Source organism: Gordonia aichiensis, assembly GCF_039946255.1.
Taxonomy (GTDB): Bacteria; Actinomycetota; Actinomycetes; order Mycobacteriales; family Mycobacteriaceae; genus Gordonia; species Gordonia aichiensis_A.
In genome coordinates this window covers 105591-122372 of record NZ_JBCDWL010000003.1, presented here as the reverse complement: position 1 = coordinate 122372, position 16782 = coordinate 105591, and the positions used below count along the sequence as shown (strand labels likewise).

General features: G+C 68.9%; 24 protein-coding genes. 18 read left to right on the top strand and 6 right to left on the bottom strand.

What is annotated here, in order from left to right; translation table 11 throughout:
- Positions 1 to 268 precede the first annotated feature (268 nt).
- Complete coding sequence (dtd, locus tag AAFO60_RS05680; RefSeq protein WP_347955199.1) at positions 269 to 718, bottom strand: D-aminoacyl-tRNA deacylase; 450 nt, start codon at positions 716 to 718, stop codon at positions 269 to 271.
- Positions 719 to 728: 10 nt separating this feature from the next.
- Positions 729 to 1127 carry a phage holin family protein gene (locus AAFO60_RS05675; protein WP_347955198.1) on the bottom strand — a complete coding sequence of 133 codons (399 nt, stop codon included), beginning with the start codon at positions 1125 to 1127 and terminating at the stop codon, positions 729 to 731.
- Positions 1128 to 1359: 232 nt separating this feature from the next.
- Here AAFO60_RS05675 and infA point away from each other — a divergent pair, with 232 nt between their 5' ends.
- The 8 genes from infA (at position 1360) to truA (ending at position 6122) form a co-directional block, all read left to right on the top strand.
- Positions 1360 to 1581, top strand: a complete 222-nt coding sequence (infA, locus tag AAFO60_RS05670) for a translation initiation factor IF-1 (RefSeq protein ID WP_005187701.1) — start codon at positions 1360 to 1362, stop codon at positions 1579 to 1581.
- Positions 1582 to 1686: 105 nt separating this feature from the next.
- Entirely contained in the window at positions 1687 to 1800 is a 114-nt protein-coding gene (gene rpmJ, locus AAFO60_RS05665) for a 50S ribosomal protein L36 (RefSeq protein WP_026917227.1), read from the top strand.
- A 177-nt stretch (positions 1801 to 1977) separates the two neighbouring features.
- Entirely contained in the window at positions 1978 to 2346 is a 369-nt protein-coding gene (gene rpsM, locus AAFO60_RS05660; RefSeq protein WP_020790663.1) for a 30S ribosomal protein S13, read from the top strand.
- Positions 2346 to 2753, top strand: coding sequence for a 30S ribosomal protein S11 (gene rpsK / locus AAFO60_RS05655; RefSeq protein WP_006895581.1), 408 nt, complete (start codon positions 2346 to 2348; stop codon positions 2751 to 2753). Before rpsM ends, rpsK begins: the two co-directional genes overlap by 1 nt.
- 21 nt (positions 2754 to 2774) lie before the next feature.
- A complete protein-coding gene (gene rpsD, locus AAFO60_RS05650; protein ID WP_347955197.1) occupies positions 2775 to 3380 on the top strand; it encodes a 30S ribosomal protein S4 in 606 nt (201 codons plus the stop codon).
- Positions 3381 to 3517: 137 nt separating this feature from the next.
- On the top strand, positions 3518 to 4570 hold the full coding sequence (locus AAFO60_RS05645) for a DNA-directed RNA polymerase subunit alpha (protein ID WP_347955196.1): 1053 nt from the start codon (positions 3518 to 3520) through the stop codon (positions 4568 to 4570).
- Between the two features lie 122 nt (positions 4571 to 4692).
- Positions 4693 to 5190 carry a 50S ribosomal protein L17 gene (gene rplQ, locus AAFO60_RS05640; RefSeq protein WP_347955195.1) on the top strand — a complete coding sequence of 166 codons (498 nt, stop codon included), beginning with the start codon at positions 4693 to 4695 and terminating at the stop codon, positions 5188 to 5190.
- Positions 5191 to 5243: 53 nt separating this feature from the next.
- On the top strand, positions 5244 to 6122 hold the full coding sequence (gene truA, locus AAFO60_RS05635; RefSeq protein WP_347955194.1) for a tRNA pseudouridine(38-40) synthase TruA: 879 nt from the start codon (positions 5244 to 5246) through the stop codon (positions 6120 to 6122).
- 105 nt (positions 6123 to 6227) lie between these two features.
- On the opposite strand, the gene AAFO60_RS05630 is transcribed toward truA, so the two are convergent.
- Positions 6228 to 6596 carry a hypothetical protein gene (locus tag AAFO60_RS05630; protein ID WP_347955332.1) on the bottom strand — a complete coding sequence of 123 codons (369 nt, stop codon included), beginning with the start codon at positions 6594 to 6596 and terminating at the stop codon, positions 6228 to 6230.
- The gene (locus AAFO60_RS05625; RefSeq protein WP_347955193.1) at positions 6593 to 7888 is read right to left on the bottom strand and encodes an AMP-binding protein; all 1296 of its coding nucleotides are present in this window, start codon (positions 7886 to 7888) and stop codon (positions 6593 to 6595) included. The genes AAFO60_RS05630 and AAFO60_RS05625 overlap by 4 nt, the downstream gene beginning before the upstream one ends.
- Before the next feature lie 151 nt (positions 7889 to 8039).
- Between AAFO60_RS05625 and AAFO60_RS05620 the strand changes: the two genes are divergently transcribed.
- From AAFO60_RS05620 to AAFO60_RS05590, 7 genes are all read left to right on the top strand, one after another.
- Positions 8040 to 8696, top strand: a complete 657-nt coding sequence (locus AAFO60_RS05620) for a TetR/AcrR family transcriptional regulator (protein WP_347955192.1) — start codon at positions 8040 to 8042, stop codon at positions 8694 to 8696.
- A gap of 86 nt (positions 8697 to 8782) precedes the next feature.
- The gene (locus tag AAFO60_RS05615; protein WP_347955191.1) at positions 8783 to 9118 is read left to right on the top strand and encodes a hypothetical protein; all 336 of its coding nucleotides are present in this window, start codon (positions 8783 to 8785) and stop codon (positions 9116 to 9118) included.
- Complete coding sequence (locus tag AAFO60_RS05610) at positions 9115 to 9474, top strand: YbaB/EbfC family nucleoid-associated protein (protein WP_347955190.1); 360 nt, start codon at positions 9115 to 9117, stop codon at positions 9472 to 9474. The genes AAFO60_RS05615 and AAFO60_RS05610 overlap by 4 nt, the downstream gene beginning before the upstream one ends.
- A gap of 46 nt (positions 9475 to 9520) precedes the next feature.
- Entirely contained in the window at positions 9521 to 9823 is a 303-nt protein-coding gene (locus AAFO60_RS05605) for a type VII secretion target (RefSeq protein WP_347955189.1), read from the top strand.
- Complete coding sequence (locus AAFO60_RS05600; RefSeq protein ID WP_347955188.1) at positions 9823 to 11205, top strand: hypothetical protein; 1383 nt, start codon at positions 9823 to 9825, stop codon at positions 11203 to 11205. Before AAFO60_RS05605 ends, AAFO60_RS05600 begins: the two co-directional genes overlap by 1 nt.
- A gap of 54 nt (positions 11206 to 11259) precedes the next feature.
- Complete coding sequence (locus AAFO60_RS05595) at positions 11260 to 11571, top strand: WXG100 family type VII secretion target (RefSeq protein ID WP_347955187.1); 312 nt, start codon at positions 11260 to 11262, stop codon at positions 11569 to 11571.
- A 78-nt stretch (positions 11572 to 11649) separates the two neighbouring features.
- Positions 11650 to 11946 carry a WXG100 family type VII secretion target gene (locus AAFO60_RS05590; RefSeq protein ID WP_347955186.1) on the top strand — a complete coding sequence of 99 codons (297 nt, stop codon included), beginning with the start codon at positions 11650 to 11652 and terminating at the stop codon, positions 11944 to 11946.
- A 64-nt stretch (positions 11947 to 12010) separates the two neighbouring features.
- On the opposite strand, the gene AAFO60_RS05585 is transcribed toward AAFO60_RS05590, so the two are convergent.
- Both AAFO60_RS05585 and AAFO60_RS05580 read right to left on the bottom strand, forming a co-directional pair.
- Positions 12011 to 12664 carry a CE1759 family FMN reductase gene (locus AAFO60_RS05585; protein WP_347955185.1) on the bottom strand — a complete coding sequence of 218 codons (654 nt, stop codon included), beginning with the start codon at positions 12662 to 12664 and terminating at the stop codon, positions 12011 to 12013.
- A gap of 1 nt (position 12665) precedes the next feature.
- Positions 12666 to 13805: an LLM class flavin-dependent oxidoreductase gene (locus tag AAFO60_RS05580; RefSeq protein WP_347955184.1), complete on the bottom strand. Its 1140-nt coding sequence runs from the start codon at positions 13803 to 13805 to the stop codon at positions 12666 to 12668.
- 176 nt (positions 13806 to 13981) lie between these two features.
- On the opposite strand from AAFO60_RS05580, the gene AAFO60_RS05575 reads away from it, so the two are divergent.
- The 3 genes from AAFO60_RS05575 (at position 13982) to AAFO60_RS05565 (ending at position 16755) form a co-directional block, all read left to right on the top strand.
- On the top strand, positions 13982 to 14920 hold the full coding sequence (locus AAFO60_RS05575; RefSeq protein ID WP_347955183.1) for a cation diffusion facilitator family transporter: 939 nt from the start codon (positions 13982 to 13984) through the stop codon (positions 14918 to 14920).
- Between the two features lie 78 nt (positions 14921 to 14998).
- Positions 14999 to 16576, top strand: a complete 1578-nt coding sequence (locus AAFO60_RS05570; protein ID WP_347955182.1) for a sodium-dependent transporter — start codon at positions 14999 to 15001, stop codon at positions 16574 to 16576.
- A complete protein-coding gene (locus tag AAFO60_RS05565) occupies positions 16573 to 16755 on the top strand; it encodes a methionine/alanine import family NSS transporter small subunit (RefSeq protein ID WP_347955181.1) in 183 nt (60 codons plus the stop codon). Before AAFO60_RS05570 ends, AAFO60_RS05565 begins: the two co-directional genes overlap by 4 nt.
- Positions 16756 to 16782: the final 27 nt, after the last annotated feature.

Below are 16782 nucleotides of genomic sequence, written 5' to 3'. Positions count from 1 at the left end.
GCTGTGCTCGGTGGCTACTCGACAACCCTGGCTGCTGTGCGGCCAGGCGGTCCCCAGGTTTATCGAGTAGCCCGCGAACGAAGTGAGCGAGTGTATCGAGATATGCAGTCTCGATACGCCGCCTCGCTTCGCTCGGTGGCTACTCGACAACCCTGTATGCGGCCGCGCGGTCCCTAGGTTTATCGAGTAGCCCGCGAACGAAGTGAGCGAGCGTATCGAGATAGTTAGCCCGATGCGCCTGCATACAGGCGTTCAGCGAGCGTCTCGATCAGGTGTCGAGGATGACGGTGACGGGACCGTCGTTGACGAGAGCGACGTGCATGTGCGCGCCGAACCTTCCGGTCGCGACGGTCGCGCCGAGGCCCGACAACGCTGCGACCACCGCGTCGACCAGGGGCTCGGCGACCGGACCCGGCGCGGCCGCGCTCCACGACGGCCGTCTGCCCTTGTCGGTGTCGGCGTAGAGAGTGAACTGGCTGATGACCAGGATGGGCGCGTCGAGGTCGGCGGCCGAGACCTCGCGGCGATCGGCGCCGTCGAAGATGCGCAGGCGCCAGATCTTGTCCGCCAGCTTCTGCGCCGCGGCCTGATCGTCGCCGTGGGTGACGCCGACCAGGGCGACGAGGCCGAGGAGGCCGTCGGCGAGATCGAGCGCGCCGACCGTCTCCCCGTCGACGGTGACCGACGCCGCACTGACGCGTTGGATCACAGCACGCATGCGGACGCCCTCACAGGCCGGCGTTGTCGCGCATGACCATGGCGGTCAGCCAGCTCACCACCGAGACGACGAGAGCGCCGAAGATCGCCGACCAGAAGAAGTTCTCCACCACCAGGCCGTGGTGGAAGACGTTGTGCGTCAGCCAGCTGGTGAGTTGCAGCATCAGCGCGTTGATGATGATGTGCACCAGCCCCAGCGTCAGGATGTAGAGCGGGATCGACAGGATCTGGACGATGGGCTTGACGAATCCGTTCACGAGGCCGAAGACGACGGCGACGAGGAAGACGATGCCGACTTTGGCCCACCACGAGGTGAGGTCGCCGTAGTCGAAGCTCACTCCGGGGACGATCAGGGTGGCGATCCACAGGGCGAGGCCGGTCAGGGCGCTGCGAATGAGGAATGGACGCATGTCGTCCAGTCTTTCACGGCGCGGTCCCGGAAGGGGGATTCGACCCGGTTTGGCGTGGTCGTGGATCTGGCGTAACATAGAACGTCGGTGCGTCGTGCGGTCATGCACGCCCGCGCCCGGTGCCTCGCAGCGCCGGACTCGGGTAGCCGTTCGATATCGCCACCGTAGCGGATAGACGAAGCAGAAGTCGGCAGACACGGCTGAGACCGGTCGCCGGAGAATCGCGGAGGATATGGCGAAGAAAGATGGGGCCATTGAGGTCGAGGGTCGCGTAGTCGAGCCCCTGCCCAATGCGATGTTCCGCATTGAGCTGGAGAACGGACACAAGGTCCTTGCCCACATCAGCGGCAAGATGCGGCAGCACTACATCCGCATCCTGCCGGAAGATCGCGTGGTCGTGGAGCTCTCGCCCTACGATCTCGGTCGCGGACGCATCGTCTACCGGTACAAGTAGCCCTCTGTGGGCAGTCCGGGAGCGATGCGTCGCTTCCTGCTGTCCGGAGACATGGCGCACGCCATACGGCATGCGTCACTGGAAGATTAAAGGGAGAAAGCTGACGTGAAGGTCAAGCCGAGCGTCAAGCCGATCTGCGAGAAGTGCAAGGTGATCCGCCGCAACGGTCGGGTCATGGTGATCTGCGAGAACCTGCGTCACAAGCAGCGTCAGGGCTGATCAGCTTCTTCAAGGCGGCTTGAAGACAGACAACTGAAGATCGTCGTATGAGAAGAACTCCCAGAACCAGCATTCGCAGACGCGCGGATGCCGACCCCCGGTTCAGAGGCCGGGGCCTGGCGCAGAGTCCAGGACGGACTGGGAGCAGACCTCTGAAAATGGTTAGGAAACCGCCACATGGCACGTGTTGCAGGTGTGGATCTCCCCCGCGAGAAGCGGCTGGAGATCGCGCTCACCTACATCTACGGGGTGGGTCGCACCACCTCGAAGGAAATCCTCGCCGGCACCGGTCTTTCGGCCGACCTGCGAGCCAAGGATCTGACCGACGCTGACGTCGCGAAGCTCCGCGAGTACATCGAGGCCTCGGTCAAGGTCGAAGGCGACCTGCGCCGCGAGGTGCAGGCCGACATCCGTCGCAAGATCGAGATCGGCTGCTACCAGGGTCTGCGTCACCGTCGCGGCCTGCCGGTCCACGGTCAGCGCACCAAGACCAATGCCCGCACTCGCAAGGGCCCGAAGAAGACCATCGCCGGGAAGAAGAAGTAATGCCACCCAAGTCACGTAGCGCTGGCCCCAAGAAGGGCACCCGTCGTCGCGACAAGAAGAACGTCCCGCTGGGCCACGCCCACATCAAGTCGACGTTCAACAACACCATCGTCTCGATCACCGATCCCGAGGGCAACGTGATCAGCTGGGCCTCGTCCGGCCACGTCGGCTTCAAAGGCTCGCGCAAGAGCACCCCGTTCGCCGCGCAGCTCGCCGCCGAGAACGCCGCCCGCAAGGCGCAGGAGAACGGCGTCAAGAAGGTCGATGTGTTCGTCAAGGGACCGGGCTCGGGTCGTGAGACCGCCATCCGGTCGCTGCAGGCCGCCGGCCTCGAGGTCGGCACCATCTCCGATGTGACCCCGCAGCCGCACAACGGCTGCCGTCCGCCCAAGCGGCGCCGGGTCTAGCGGGAAAGGAAGAGATAAGACATGGCTCGTTATACCGGCCCCGCAACGAAGAAGTCCCGTCGTCTCCGCGTCGACCTGATCGGCGGCGACCAGGCGTTCGAGAAGCGTCCCTACCCGCCCGGCCAGCACGGCCGCGCGCGGATCAAGGAGACCGAGTACCTGCTCCAGCTGCAGGAGAAGCAGAAGGCTCGCTTCACCTACGGCGTCATGGAGAAGCAGTTCCGCCGCTACTACGAGGAAGCCAACCGTCGCAACGGCAAGACCGGCGACGTGCTGCTGCAGATCCTCGAGTCGCGTCTGGACAACGTCGTGTACCGCGCGGGCATCGCCCGCACGCGTCGTCAGGCCCGCCAGATGGTCAGCCACGGCCACTTCACCGTGAACGGTGTTCGCGTGGACGTGCCCAGCTACCGCGTCAGCCAGTACGACATCATCGACGTCCGGCCCAAGTCGCTGCAGACCACGCCTTTCCAGATCGCCCTGGAAACCGTCGGTGATCGCCCGGCTCCGGCTTGGCTGCAGGTGGTTCCGTCGACTCTGCGCATCCTCGTGCACTCGCTGCCCGAGCGCGAGCAGATCGTCGTTCCGCTCACCGAGCAGCTCATCGTCGAGTACTACAGCAAGTAATCTCGACCGAGCTCCACTGCGAACCCTGATGTTCGTGCGGCCTTCGCGGGTCGCGCGGACGAGCTGAGCGGCATCCGCTGCTCGGTCCACCCTCGAAGCCGTCAAATAGTGGGCGGCCCAAGGAGAAGTCCACCTCAATGCTCATCTCACAGCGACCCACCCTGTCCGAAGAGGTCATCGCCGAGAACCGCTCGAAGTTCACCATCGAACCCCTCGAGCCGGGCTTCGGCTACACCCTCGGCAACTCGCTGCGGCGCACGCTGCTGTCGTCCATCCCGGGCGCGGCGGTCACCAGCATCCGCATCGATGGTGTCCTGCACGAGTTCACCACCGTCCCCGGAGTCAAGGAAGACGTCACCGACATCATCCTGAACCTCAAGGGCCTCGTGGTCAGCTCGGAAGAGGACGAGCCGGTCACCATGTACGTCCGCAAGCAGGGGCCCGGCACCGTCACCGGTGCCGACATCGTGCCGCCCGCCGGCGTCACCGTGCACAACCCCGACCTGCACATCGCGACCCTCAACGACAAGGGCAAGCTCGAGATCGAGCTCGTCGTCGAGCGGGGCCGCGGCTACGTGCCGGCCGTGCAGAACAAGGCCACCGGCGCCGAGATCGGCCGCATCCCGGTCGACTCGATCTACTCGCCGGTCCTCAAGGTGACCTACAAGGTCGAGGCCACCCGTGTCGAGCAGCGCACCGACTTCGATCGGCTCGTGCTCGACGTGGAGACCAAGAACTCCATGACCGCGCGTGACGCCCTGGCGTCGGCCGGCAAGACCCTGGTCGAGCTCTTCGGCCTGGCTCGGGAGCTCAACGTCGAGGCCGAGGGCATTGAGATCGGACCGTCGCCGCAGGAGGCTGATCACATCGCGGCCTTCAGCCTGCCGATCGAGGATCTGGAGCTGACCGTCCGTTCGTACAACTGCCTCAAGCGCGAAGGTGTTCACACCGTCGGCGAGCTGGTTGCACGGACCGAGTCGGATCTGCTCGACATCCGCAACTTCGGTCAGAAGTCGATCGACGAGGTCAAGGTCAAGCTGCACAGCCTGGGCCTGGCCCTCAAGGACAGCCCGGCCAGCTTCGACCCGTCGCAGGTCGCCGGTTACGACCCGACGACCGGCACGTGGTCGGACGACGCCTCGTTCGACGCCGACGGTGGCGAGGACTACGCCGAGACCGAGCAGCTGTAGGGCTCGCACCAACCACCTCGGTTCCTGGGCGCGCAGCGTTTCAGCGAACCGCTGAGCTACTGGTCACCAGAACCAACGGACTTCCGGTCGAGAGACCGGCCGGTCCCTCCTAGGAGAAAGACATGCCCAAGCCCACCAAGGGTGCCCGCCTCGGCGGGTCGGCCAGCCACCAGAAGGCGATCCTGGCGAACCTCGCCACGGCGCTCTTCGAGCACGGCCGAATCACCACCACCGAAGCCAAGGCTAAGCGGCTGCGTCCGTACGCCGAGAAGCTCATCACCCACGCGAAGGCCGGCCAGCTGGCCAACCGTCGCGAGGTCATGAAGGACATCCGCAGCAAGGACGTCGTTCACACCCTGTTCGCCGAGATCGGCCCGCACTTCGCGGACCGCAACGGTGGCTACACCCGCATCATCAAGACCATGCCGCGCAAGGGCGACAACGCCCCCATGGCAGTGATCGAGCTGGTGCAGGAGAAGACCGCGTCGTCGGAGGCCAACCGTGCCACCCGCGCTGCGGCTTCGAAGGCCAAGGCTGCTGAAGAGACCGATCCGGCTGAGGCCGAGGTCGCCGAGACCGAGGCTCCGGCTGAGGCCGAGGCCACCGAGGCCAAGGACTAGGAACCCGCCCGGTCGGCGTGCCCTGCGCGCCGACCGAACGGTTGCTGATCTTCATGACGACACCGCCCGCCCCCATCATCGATGAGGGCGGGCTGTGTCGTCTTCGGCTGCTGATCGGCTACGACGGGACCGACTTCTCCGGCTGGGCCACCCAGCCGGGACGTCGCACCGTCTGCGAGACGGTCGAACAGACCCTCAGCACCGTCCTGCGAGCGCCCGTGCGACTGACCGTCGCCGGCCGCACCGACGCGGGCGTGCACGCCACCGGACAGGTGGCCCACTGCGATGTACCGGTGGTCTCGCTGCAGACTCGCTCGATCGGCGGTGATCCCGCACGCCTGGTGCGCAGGCTGGCCAAAATGCTGCCCGACGACGTGCGGGTCAAGCAGATCGAGATCGTCGCCGCTGAATTCGACGCCCGATTCTCCGCGCTCGCGCGGACCTACGAGTACCGGCTCACCGATGCGCCCTGGGGCGCCGAACCGGTCTTCGCGCGCAACACCGCCGACTGGACCAGACCGCTCGACGTCGAGGCCATGAACGCCGCCTCCGCCGAGCTCGTCGGCCTGCACGACTTCGCCGCCTTCTGCCGCCATCGCGAGGGCGCGACGACGATCCGTGAACTGCAACGCTTCTCCTGGCGCCGCGACGGCGCCGTGCTGGTCGGCACCGTCGTCGCCGACGCCTTCTGCTGGTCGATGGTGCGCTCCCTGGTGGGCGCGGTCGCCTCGGTCGGCGACGGCCGACGCACGGTCGAGTGGTGCGCCGCGCTGCTCGCCGAACGGAGCCGCTCGGCGCAGGTGCCGGTGGCGCAGGCCCGCGGGCTGCACCTCGTCGGCGTCGCCTACCCGCCGCCGGAGCAGTGGGCGGCGCGCAACGAGCGGACCCGCGACACGCGAGACCGATCAGACTTGGGCTGCGTCGCCGACTGACCCGCTGCCGGTCGTGGCGCTCCCGGTGAGGGGAGCGCCCCGGCTCCGACGTCTGCGTTGGGAGGGACGGGGCCGTCGGAGCCGGGACGCATCATGGGGAGGGAGTCATCCCGGGATCAGGTGGGCGCGATCGTGCGCCCGGAACTCGTCGGCCAGCTGCTGCGCGGTGGCCTCGTCGAGCAGTCGGTAGCGACCGTCGGTCCGGCAGAACACCGGATCGGTGGTCCGCCAGCCGGACCGGCGCAGCGGCGCCTTGTCGAGCTTGCGGGTCGCGGTCAGGGGGAAGGCGTCGGTGACCCGGATGAACGACGGCGTCCACTTGGTGCCCAGGTCGGGCTGCGCATCGAGGAAGTCGTCGAACCGGTCGGCGTCGAACTCGCCGCGGTACTCGAGGGCGACCATCACCCGGTCGCCGGTCTGCGGATCGGGGACCGCGTAGGCGGCGGCCCCGGAGACGCCGGGGAAGCGGGTCAGGATGCGTTCGAGCGGTGCGGTGGCGAAGTTCTCCGAATCGACCCGGATCCAGTCACTCGTGCGTCCGGCGAACCAGTAGACGCCGTCGGCGTCTCGGTAGGCGAGGTCGCCGCTCCAGAAGTCGCCGTCGCGGACCTTGGCCGCATACGCCTCCGGGTTGCGGTAGTAGCCCTCGAAGCGGGCGGCGCCCCGCGCGCGATGATCTCGCCGATGGCCTCGGCGGCGTTCAACAGGGTGCCGTCGGCGGCGAACTCGGCGGGCGGACAGTCGGTGCCGTCGGGACGGACCACCGCCATCCCGAGCGCCGGGTTGGGGATGCCGAGCGCACCCGGCGGAGTGCTGTCGTCGCGGATGATCACGCAGACGCCTTCGGAGGCACCGTACGACTCGCTGATCGGGGCGCCGAAACGGCGGGTGAACTCGGCGCGGTCGTGCGCCGAGGCCTCGGTGCCCCAGCCGAAGCGCAACCGATTGTCGGACTCGGCGGGGCGTTCGGGCTGCGCGAGGATGTACGCGAGGGACCAGCCGACGTAGTTGAAGAACGTGGCGCCGAACTTCTGGATGTCGGGCAGGAAGCCGGAGGCGGAGAACTTCGATCGCAGGGCGTAGGTGCCGCCGACGGCGGCGATGGGGGCCCAGGCGCTCATGATCGCGTTGCCGTGGAACATCGGCATCGCGTTGTAGGCGACGTCGTCGCGGGTGATGCCGTGGACGTTCAGCACGCCGATCGCGGCGAGCCTGGCGGAACTGCAGATCACCGCCTTCGGGGCGCCGGTCGATCCGGAGGTGAACAGGAGCAGCAGGTCGTGGTTGGCCGGGGCCGAACCGATCCAGTCCTCCGGCGTCGACGAGGCGGCGTCGGCGAGCAGCGCGCGGTACTCCGGGCCGGTGACGGGCAGGAGCGGGACGTCGGCGGCGAAGGCCTGTGCGGTGTCGAGGTGGTTGTCGGCGACGATCACCGTCTGGCAGTCGGTGCCGACGACGTCGGCGCGCAGTTCGGCGCCGCGGCGAGTGGGATTGACGCCGACGATCGTGGCGCCGGCCAGCGCCGCGCCGCCGATGAGGAACAGATACTCGGGATCGTTGTCCATGAGGACGCCGACGTGCCAGGGCGCCGCCGACGGCGAGCGGCGAAGGGCGGTCAGGGCCGCGGCGCGGATCGCGCATTCGGCGACGAACTGCCGCCACGTCCACCGGCGGTCTTCGAACGCGAGGGCGGGGGAGTCGTCGTCACGGCGTGCGTGCAACAGGTCGGCGGTGGTGACCGGATCGGTGGCGGGTGCGTCGGACATGCTTCCTCCTCACTTACGTTCCGTAATAGAACGTAATGTAATGACAGAATGTGAGCTGGGTCAACTGCTGCCATCAGAGTGCGGCTCGCGACTGCCGTTTGGGGGAGGTCGTCCCAGTCAGTGATCATGGTCGACAGGAGGTGGTGCGGCGGTGGAGCCGACGAACATCGGGCGTCCGCGGGACGATCGGATCGATCGCGCAGTGCTGGCGGCCACCCTGGAGCTGCTCGCCGAGGGCAGTTACGCCGAGCTCACCTTGACCGCGGTCGCCGCGCGGGCGGGCACCTCGGTGCCCGCGGTCCGGCGGCGTTGGCCGAGCAAACTGCATCTGGTGCATTCGGCGGTCTTCCCCGAGGAGGCCGCCATCCCGCCGCGACGTGCCGGGATGAGCATTCGCGACGAGATGGCGTCGGTCGTGGACAACTGCGCCCTGATGATGTCGCACGCCTCGATTCTCGGCGCCATGACCGGGTTGATCAGCGACCTGTCGGCCGACCCGGATCTGCTCGCCGAACTCACCGATCGGCTGGGGCGGGTGGTGTGGGACGACCTCGGCGAACGGTTCGCCGCTGCCGCGCGCAATGACGGCGTCGACGTTCGCATCGACGTGGGCCTGGTGGCCGAGGTCGCGTTCGGCGCCGCGCTGATGGCGGCGGTGGTGCGCGGCCACGACGGCCTCGACGAGCGGTGGCGGGCCGACCTGACCGACCTGCTCGTGGCGGGCCTCGGGGCGGCGCCGCAGTCGGCCGGGCCCGCGCCGGTCGGTGCGAGTCCCGGCGCCGCGAACACCGTGCGCACGATCGAGTAGCTCGCCGCCCGCCGCCGACGACACGCCCGCAAGCGACCCGATGGAACCGAATCGGGTTCGCGTGCGTCTAAAGGGGCATGGCAGAAGTGAAACAACTCGCAGAGCCGGTCACCGGGCCGGAGGGCCTCACCAGCGTTCGGTCCCGGTCGGGTGCCTTGGCGATCACGTGCACGGCCGCCGGACTTCCGGTCCGGATGCGGATCTCGGCAGCGGCCATGCGACGGTCGCCGGACGCGCTGGCGCAAGAGATTCTGGCACTGTGTCGATTGGCCGGGGCCGCGGCCGGAGTGAGTAACCGCGCCCAGTTGGTCGGCGACGGCGTCGACGAGGAGACGCTGGGGTTGCTCGGGCTCCCGTCCCGCGCCGAACTGGTGGCCGCCGAGGCCGCCGCCGACGCCTGCGCGGTGAGGGGGCGCCGATGACCGCCGAGTTGGATGCGATCACCGACCGAGTGCAGCGGCAGCTGGGGGCACTCGAAGACGTGCATCGGCGCCTGCAGTCCCTCCAGGCCGCCGGCGTCGGCGACGGTGGCCGCGTGCGCGTGACGGTCAACGGGAACGGCGCCCTCGTCGACCTGCAGATCCAGGCCGGAGCGGGCGGAGGGAAGGCGGCCCGGCTGTCGGACGAGATCGTCGGTGCCGCGGTCCGCGCCGCCACCGACGTCTTCACCGACCGGGCCGCGATCATGCAGGAGTTCTTCGCCGAGTTCGAGGCGCTCGCCGGGGCTCCCGGCATGTCGATGGAACCGAACAGCGCCGGCGTGCGTCCAAACTTCTGACGGCCGGACCGCAGGTCCGATCGTCGTTTCGACACAGGGGGAGAAGATGAATCAGATGACGGTGCACCCGCAAGAGGTGCAGGCCTTCGGTGCGACCGCCGCGGCACTGGGCACCGCCACGGGAGCCGTCGGCGCTGTCGACACCGTGGCGGTCGGAGCGGCGGTGACCGCGGTCTTCGGGTTGATCGGACAGGAGTTCGCCGCGGCTTACGCGGTGGCTCAGGCGAATCATCTGCACGGGGTCGGACGACTCGCGGCGGCCCATGCGGCCACCGCGGTGGCCGCGACCCGGGGCCTGGCGGCCTTCGCCGAGACCGACGGTGCGGGCGCCGGCGGAATCGGGGTGTGATGAGCCGCTCGGTCGTCGGCACCGAATGCCCACCGGAGACGGTCAGAGGGCAGCCGGAGGCGGCCGGCGTCCCACCGGTGCCCGCGCCGCTGCATCTGCAGATTCCGCCGCTGCCCGCACTCCCGGTGCTGCCGTCGATCGATCCGACCGCATTGGTCAGACCGATCACCGATCTCCTCGAGGTCTTCGGGACCGGCTGCCCGGAGGCGGGCGGGTCGGGTGATCCGGCCCATGTCCATCAGCAGATCACCGGGGTCATCAACGGCGGGGTCGATCGACTGCTGAGCGCGACGCGGGCACTCGACGGAGTCTGGACCGGGCAGGGGGCGGCCGCGGCGGTGACCGCCGCGCTCCGCACGGCGGGCGAGGCGGGACTGCTCGCGGCGCAGGGCGCCGGGATGTCGGCCGATCTGCAGGCCGCGGCGGCCATCGTCGCCACGGGTGCGGCGCAACTGCACGGCGTGATCGCCAAGACCGCGGGCCTGCTGACGGCGATGGCGCCGACGCTGGCGACTCCGCCCGGGCAGCTCGCCGCGGTGGGGGTGGCCGCCGAAGGGCTGGCCGAGGGGCTCGGCGTCGTGGCGGCGACCCGTGCGCAACTGGCCGGACCGACCGCGCACATGGCGGCCAACGGGCGGCCGGTGCCGGTCACCGGACTGCCCGGCATTCCGGCCGGGGGAGCCGACGATGCGGGCTTCGGTCTCGCCGCGCAGTTGCTGCAATCGGCGCTGCCCTTCGTGCAGGCCGGTACGGGCCTGGCGACGTCGTTGCTCTCGGGCACCGGCCTCACGGCGGAGCACGACGCGCCGCCGCCGGCCGCTCCGGTTCCCGCGGGTACCGCCGGGGCCTGTGCACCGACCTGTGAGCGGACCGCAGTGCCGACCACTCCGCCGACCGCTCCGCCGGGCACGCCAGGAACGCCCGCCGCCGGCGGGGCGGGCGCGTCCAGTGCGTCGAGCGCTTCGGGTGGGGCGAGTGCTTCCGGGTCGGTGAGCGCCAAGATGTCGACCGCAGGGGCGGGCGCCGCGGTCGGCCCGGCCGTCGCCGCGACCGCGGGCGTCGCCGCCGACCCCGCGCCGCTCGCGGACAGGCCGACCACCACCAACGCGTCGGCGGCATCGCCGACACCGAGCGCGGTGACCGCGTCGTTGTCGCATCCGGCGACCGCCGCATCGGTGATGGCGCCGCCACTCGCCCCGGTCGCGACGAGGGGAGGCGACGACGGACCGCGCGCGTCGATCGTCGCCGCGGCCGCTCCCGCGGCGCCGCCCGCGACGGCGGCAACGCCCGACTGGTTGGCCGCCGCGACGGCGGACTCCCTCGATTTCGATGTGGCGCTCGCCCTCGGACTCGGCGACCAGGACTTCACCGGATCGGCGTGATCCGGTGGTGGATAGAGAAGCACGAAGAGCACCAATGAGAGGACGGACGACACCATGCAGGGACTCAGACTCGACATCGCCGCCGGTCAGGCCTCGGCCGCATCGATCAAGGGGGTGGTCGACGACATGCAGCGGACGATCGGGCAGATCCAGAAGTCGGCGGTCAGCGGCCGGTCCGGCTGGGACGGCCGGGCGTCGACGGCGTTCGAGAGCACGCACACCGACTGGCATGCGATCGCGGTGAAGCTGCAGGCCGCGCTCAACGACATCGAGACCAGGCTGACCACCGGCTTCCGCGGCTACGACGACGAAGACGCGACGGTGGCCGGCACCTTCACCGGGATGCAGGGCGGGCTGTCGCTGTAGTCCCGGCCGAGGCGGCCACCGGGCTGCGACAGTCCGGCACCGGATCAGCTCAATTCACGAATTACCAAGGGGGAGAACATGAGCGGTGGGCTCATTCGTTACGACTTTGCGAACCTCGGCACCCTGTCGAGTGATCTGCGCGGACACTTCCAGCGATTGGAGGAACTCTCCGGTCAGCTGAAACGGCAGGTGGCGGCCCTGTCGTCGCACTGGGACTCGGGCGCGGCCGCGCAGTACCAGCAGGCGCAGGCCGCCTGGGACCGGGTGTTCCTCGACGCCCGTGGCCGGCTCGACGCGCTCGGGGTCGGCGTCGACAAGGCGGCCACGCACATGAGGGAGACCGACCTGCGCGTCGGCAAGACCTTCTCGGGCTGACCGGGCCGACGCCGGACCGCGACCGTGCCCCCGGCGGCGCGAGGGGCACGGTCGTGCGGGCGGGTCACTCGCCGGTGTGACCGCGAAGCAGTTCGGCGAAGGGCGTCACCTCGCCCAGGTCCAGCGCGCCGTTCGAACGACGTGGGGCGTCGAGCTCGGTGGGGCCGCCGAAGCCGGCGACCGCGGCCGTCCCGACGAGCCGCTGAGCCAACTCGGCGGCGGCCCGGCGCACGCGACGGCCGAGCTCGGCGGTGCCGAAGTCCTCGGTCGCCGCGAACACTCCGGTCGGGACCGTATCGGCGCGCAGATGACTCATCAACGGTCGCAGCGCATGGTCGAGGACCAGACTGTGCCGCGGCGTGCCGGCGGTCGCGGCGACCAGCGCGGGCACACCGGTCAACGCGTCGGGATCGAGGACGTCGAAGAACATCTTGAACAATCCGCTGAACGAGGCCGCGAAGACGGGCGTCACCGCGATCACGCCGTCGGCCGCAGCGACCGCGTCGCGGGCCCTGGTCACCTCGGCGGGGGCGACTCCGGAGGTGACCGTCGTGGCCAACGACGCCGCCAGCGGCGCCAGTTCCAGGACCTCGACGGTCACCGACTCGCCACGGGCGGTGACTCCCGCGACCACGGCGTCGGCGAGCTGGTCGGCCAGCAGCCGCGTGGACGAGGGCGTCGACACGCCCGCACTGATCACCAGCAGTTTCCGTGCCATGTCACCGACCTCCGGCCGCTGCGGTCGCCCCGGCCTGCGCGGGGGTGACCAGGCGGTGCGGTGCGTCGGCGCCGGCGGCCGCCAAGCTCTCGTGGGTCGGCGGGTCCGACGGCACGTGGGCCGGGCGGCGCCGCTCGAACTCGGCGCGCAGCACCGGGACGACGAGCGTGCCCAGCATCTCCACCTGCTCGAGGACCTGGTTCAGCGGCAGTCCGGCATGGTCGAGCAGGAACAGTTGGCGCTGGTAGTCGCCCGCGTAGTCGGCGAACGAGAGGGTCTTCTCGATCACCATCTCCGGGGTGCCGACGGTCAGCGGAGTCATCTCGGTGAAGTCCTCCATCGACGGGCCGTGGCCGTACACCGGCGCATTGTCGAAGTAGGGCCGGAAGCGGCGCTTGGCCTCCGCCTCGGTCTCGGCCATGAAGACCTGACCGCCGAGTCCGACGATCGCCTGGTCGGCGGCGCCGTGCCCGTAGTGCTCGAAGCGCTGCCGGTACAGCCGCACCATCTGCTCGGTGTGCTCGGTGTTCCAGAAGATGTTGTTGTGGAAGAAGCCGTCACCGTAGAACGCGGCCTGTTCGGCGATCTCCGGCGAGCGGATGGATCCGTGCCAGACGAACGGCGGCGTGTCGTCGAGCGGTGCGGGGGTGGACGTGTAGCCCTGCAGCGGCGTGCGGAAGCGGCCCTCCCAGTCGATGTTCTTCTCGCGCCACAGCCTGCGGAGCAGATGGTAGTTCTCGACCGCGAGGGGGATGCCCTGTCGGATGTCCTTGCCGAACCACGGGTACACCGGGCCGGTGTTGCCGCGCCCCAGGGTGATGTCGACGCGCCCGTTCGACAGGTGCTGCAGCATCGCGAAGTCCTCGGCGATCTTCACCGGATCGTTGGTCGTGATCAGCGTGGTCGCAGTGCTGAGCCGCAGCTTCTGCGTCTTGGCCGCGATCCAGCCGAGCATGGTCGTCGGGGAGCTGGGGACGAACGGGGGATTGTGATGCTCGCCCGTCGCGAACACGTCCAGGCCGACCTCTTCGGCCTTGAGCGCGATGGCGGTCATCGCCTCGATGCGCTCGTGCTCGCTGACGGTGGTGCCGGTGGTGGGGTCGGTGGTCAGGTCGCCGACGCTGAAGATGCCGAACTGCATCGCTCGCTCCTTAGGTCCTCTGGCCGCTCACGCGGTGGTTGTCACCCAGCATAACCGGACTGCGGTCCGGTTAATTCCCGGTCCGGCCCTCCCGAGGTCGGCGGGCCGTGGCGACTAGTCTTTTCCTGCGCACCGCAAGTCCGCAGACCACTGTCGAATCCGGAAGGCCCTCAACCATGTCCACAGAAGGTTCGACGCGAGCCATCGTCGCCGCGCTGGCGGCGAACGCCGGCATCGCCGTCGCCAAATTCGTCGGATTCGCGATCACCGGCTCGTCGTCGATGCTCGCCGAAGGCGTCCATTCGGTGGCCGACACCTCGAACCAGGGGCTGCTGCTCCTCGGCCAGCGCAGCGCCACGCGCAAGGCCGATCGGCTGCACCCCTTCGGCTACGGGCGCAGCCGCTACTTCTACTCGTTCGTCGTCGCGCTGGTCATCTTCGCGTTGGGTTCGCTGTTCGCGCTGTACGAGGGAGTGCAGAAGATCCGCCACGCCGGCGACCACGGGCTCGACTCGCCCCTGGTCGCAGTGGTGATCCTGGTCGTGGCGATCTGCCTGGAGAGCTACAGCTTCCACACCGCGCGCAAGGAGTCGGCGCCGCTCAAGGGGGACGCCTCATGGTGGCGGTTCATCCGGACCTCGCGAAACCCGGAGCTGCCGGTCGTTCTGTTGGAGGACACCGGTGCGCTGATCGGCCTGGTGCTCGCCCTGGCGGGCGTCGGACTGACCATGCTGACCGGCAACGCGATCTGGGACGGCGTCGGCACCCTGTCGATCGGCGTCCTGCTCGGCCTGATCGCGGCCGTGCTGATCGTGGAGATGAAGAGTCTGCTGATCGGCGAGGGCGCCACCGAGGCCGAGGAGGCGGCGTTGCGTGCGGCGATCCCCGGTCAGACCGTCGATCGCGTCATTCACATGAAGACCCAGTATCTCGGGCCCGAGGAGCTCCTCGTGGCCGCCAAGATCGCGATCGCCCCAGGCAGTGATGCCGTCGCCATCGCGGTCGCCATCGACGGCGCCGAAGCGCGGATGCGGGCGGCGGTGCCGCAGGCACGGGTGATTTATCTCGAACCGGACATCGATCGCGGCGAGAAACTTTTCCTGAAGATCAACTGACGCCGATGCGACCTCCGCGGGCGCGCCGATGCGCTAGCGTCGTCACACGTCAGCAGAAATGTGAAAGGAGTCACTTCAGTGACCACAGTTCAGTCGCCGGCCCCAGAAGGGCGGGAGACGTGGACCAGTAACCGCGGCTTCATCCTTGCCGCGATCGGGTCCGCAGTGGGTCTGGGCAACATCTGGCGATTCCCGGGTGTTGCCTATGAGGGAGGCGGCGGCGCCTTCCTGGTTCCCTACCTCATCGCGCTCGTCACGGCGGGCATCCCCATCCTCTTCCTCGATTACGCGGTCGGCCATCGGTTCCGGGCCGCCGCACCCCTCGCCTTCCGCCGCATGTGGCGCAGGGCCGAAGCGCTCGGCTGGTTCCAGACGGCGATCCTGTTCGTCATCTCCACCTACTACGCGGTCATCATCGCGTGGTCGCTCAGCTACTTCTACTTCTCGTTCGGCACCAAGTGGGGCGACGACTCCAAGACGTTCTTCCTCAGCGAGTACCTGAAAGTCGGCGACCCCGGCGTCTCGGGCGAACTCGTGAGCGGCGTCGCCTGGCCGCTGATCATCGTGTGGGTGCTCATCATCGTCATCCTCGCGCTGGGCGTGGCGAAGGGCGTCGAGAAGCTCAACGCGGTCGGTCTGCCGCTGCTGGTGCTCGGCTTCACCGCGCTGGTCATCAAGGCCCTGACCCTCCCGGGCGCCTCCGACGGCCTCAATGCGCTGTTCACCCCGGACTGGGGCGCCCTGAGCGACCTCAACGTGTGGATCGCCGCCTACAGCCAGATCTTCTTCTCGATGTCGATCGCCTTCGGCATCATGATCTCCTACGCCTCGTTCCAGCGGCGCAAGGCGAACATGACCTCCTCCGGACTGGTCGTCGGCTTCGCGAACTCCTCGTTCGAGATCCTCGCGGGCATCGGCGTCTTCTCGACGCTCGGCTTCCTGGCGCACGAGCAGGGCAAGTCGGTCGGGGAACTCGAGGGGATCACCGGGCCCACGCTGTCGTTCATCACCTTCCCGAAGGTGATCTCCGAGATGCCCGGCAGCGCCTTCTTCGGCGCCCTGTTCTTCGGTTCGCTCGCCATCGCGGGCTTCACCTCGCTCATCTCGCTGATGCTCGGCGTCTCGGTGGCCTTCCAGGAGAAGTTCGGCCTGTCGAAGGAGACCGCGTCGGTCAGCGTCGGCGTGGTGACCGCGATCGTGTCGTTCGGGCTGTTCTCCACGACCACCGGTCTGATCGCGCTCGACACCGTCGACCAGTTCGCCAACAACATCGGCATCGTCGTCTCGGCGATCGCCATGTGCGTGATCGTGGTGTGGCTGGCGCGCACCGTCGAAACACTGCGCGGGCACCTCAACGCGGTCTCGACCTTCAAGGTCGGGCGCTGGTGGATCCCGGTGATCGGCCTGTACGCGCCGGTCTTCCTCGGGATCATGCTCGTCCAGAAGGTCTACGACCTCATCAAGAACGGCTACGAAGGCTATCCGGCCTGGTACGTCGGCGTCTTCGGGTGGGGCACCGTGGCCCTGCTGGTGGTCTTCGCCGCCGTCTTCACCGCGATTCGCTGGAACGGGCGCGACGATCCCGGGTTCACTCCGTGGCCCCCGGTGGGCGCCGACGCCGAACGGGTCGAGCCGGCGAAGGAGGGCGTGCGATGACCGCCACCGCCATCGTGCTGCTCGTCGTCGCCGCGATCGTCGTGTGGGGCGGCCTGCTGGCCAGCATCGTCTTCCTGTCGACGCACCCGGAGGTCACCGATCTGCCCGACGAGGATGCGGCGATGCTCGCCGACGACGTGAGTCGGGCGGCCGAACCCCACCCCACTCGCGACACCTGACGCGGGTCGATCCGTCCATCCCCTCCA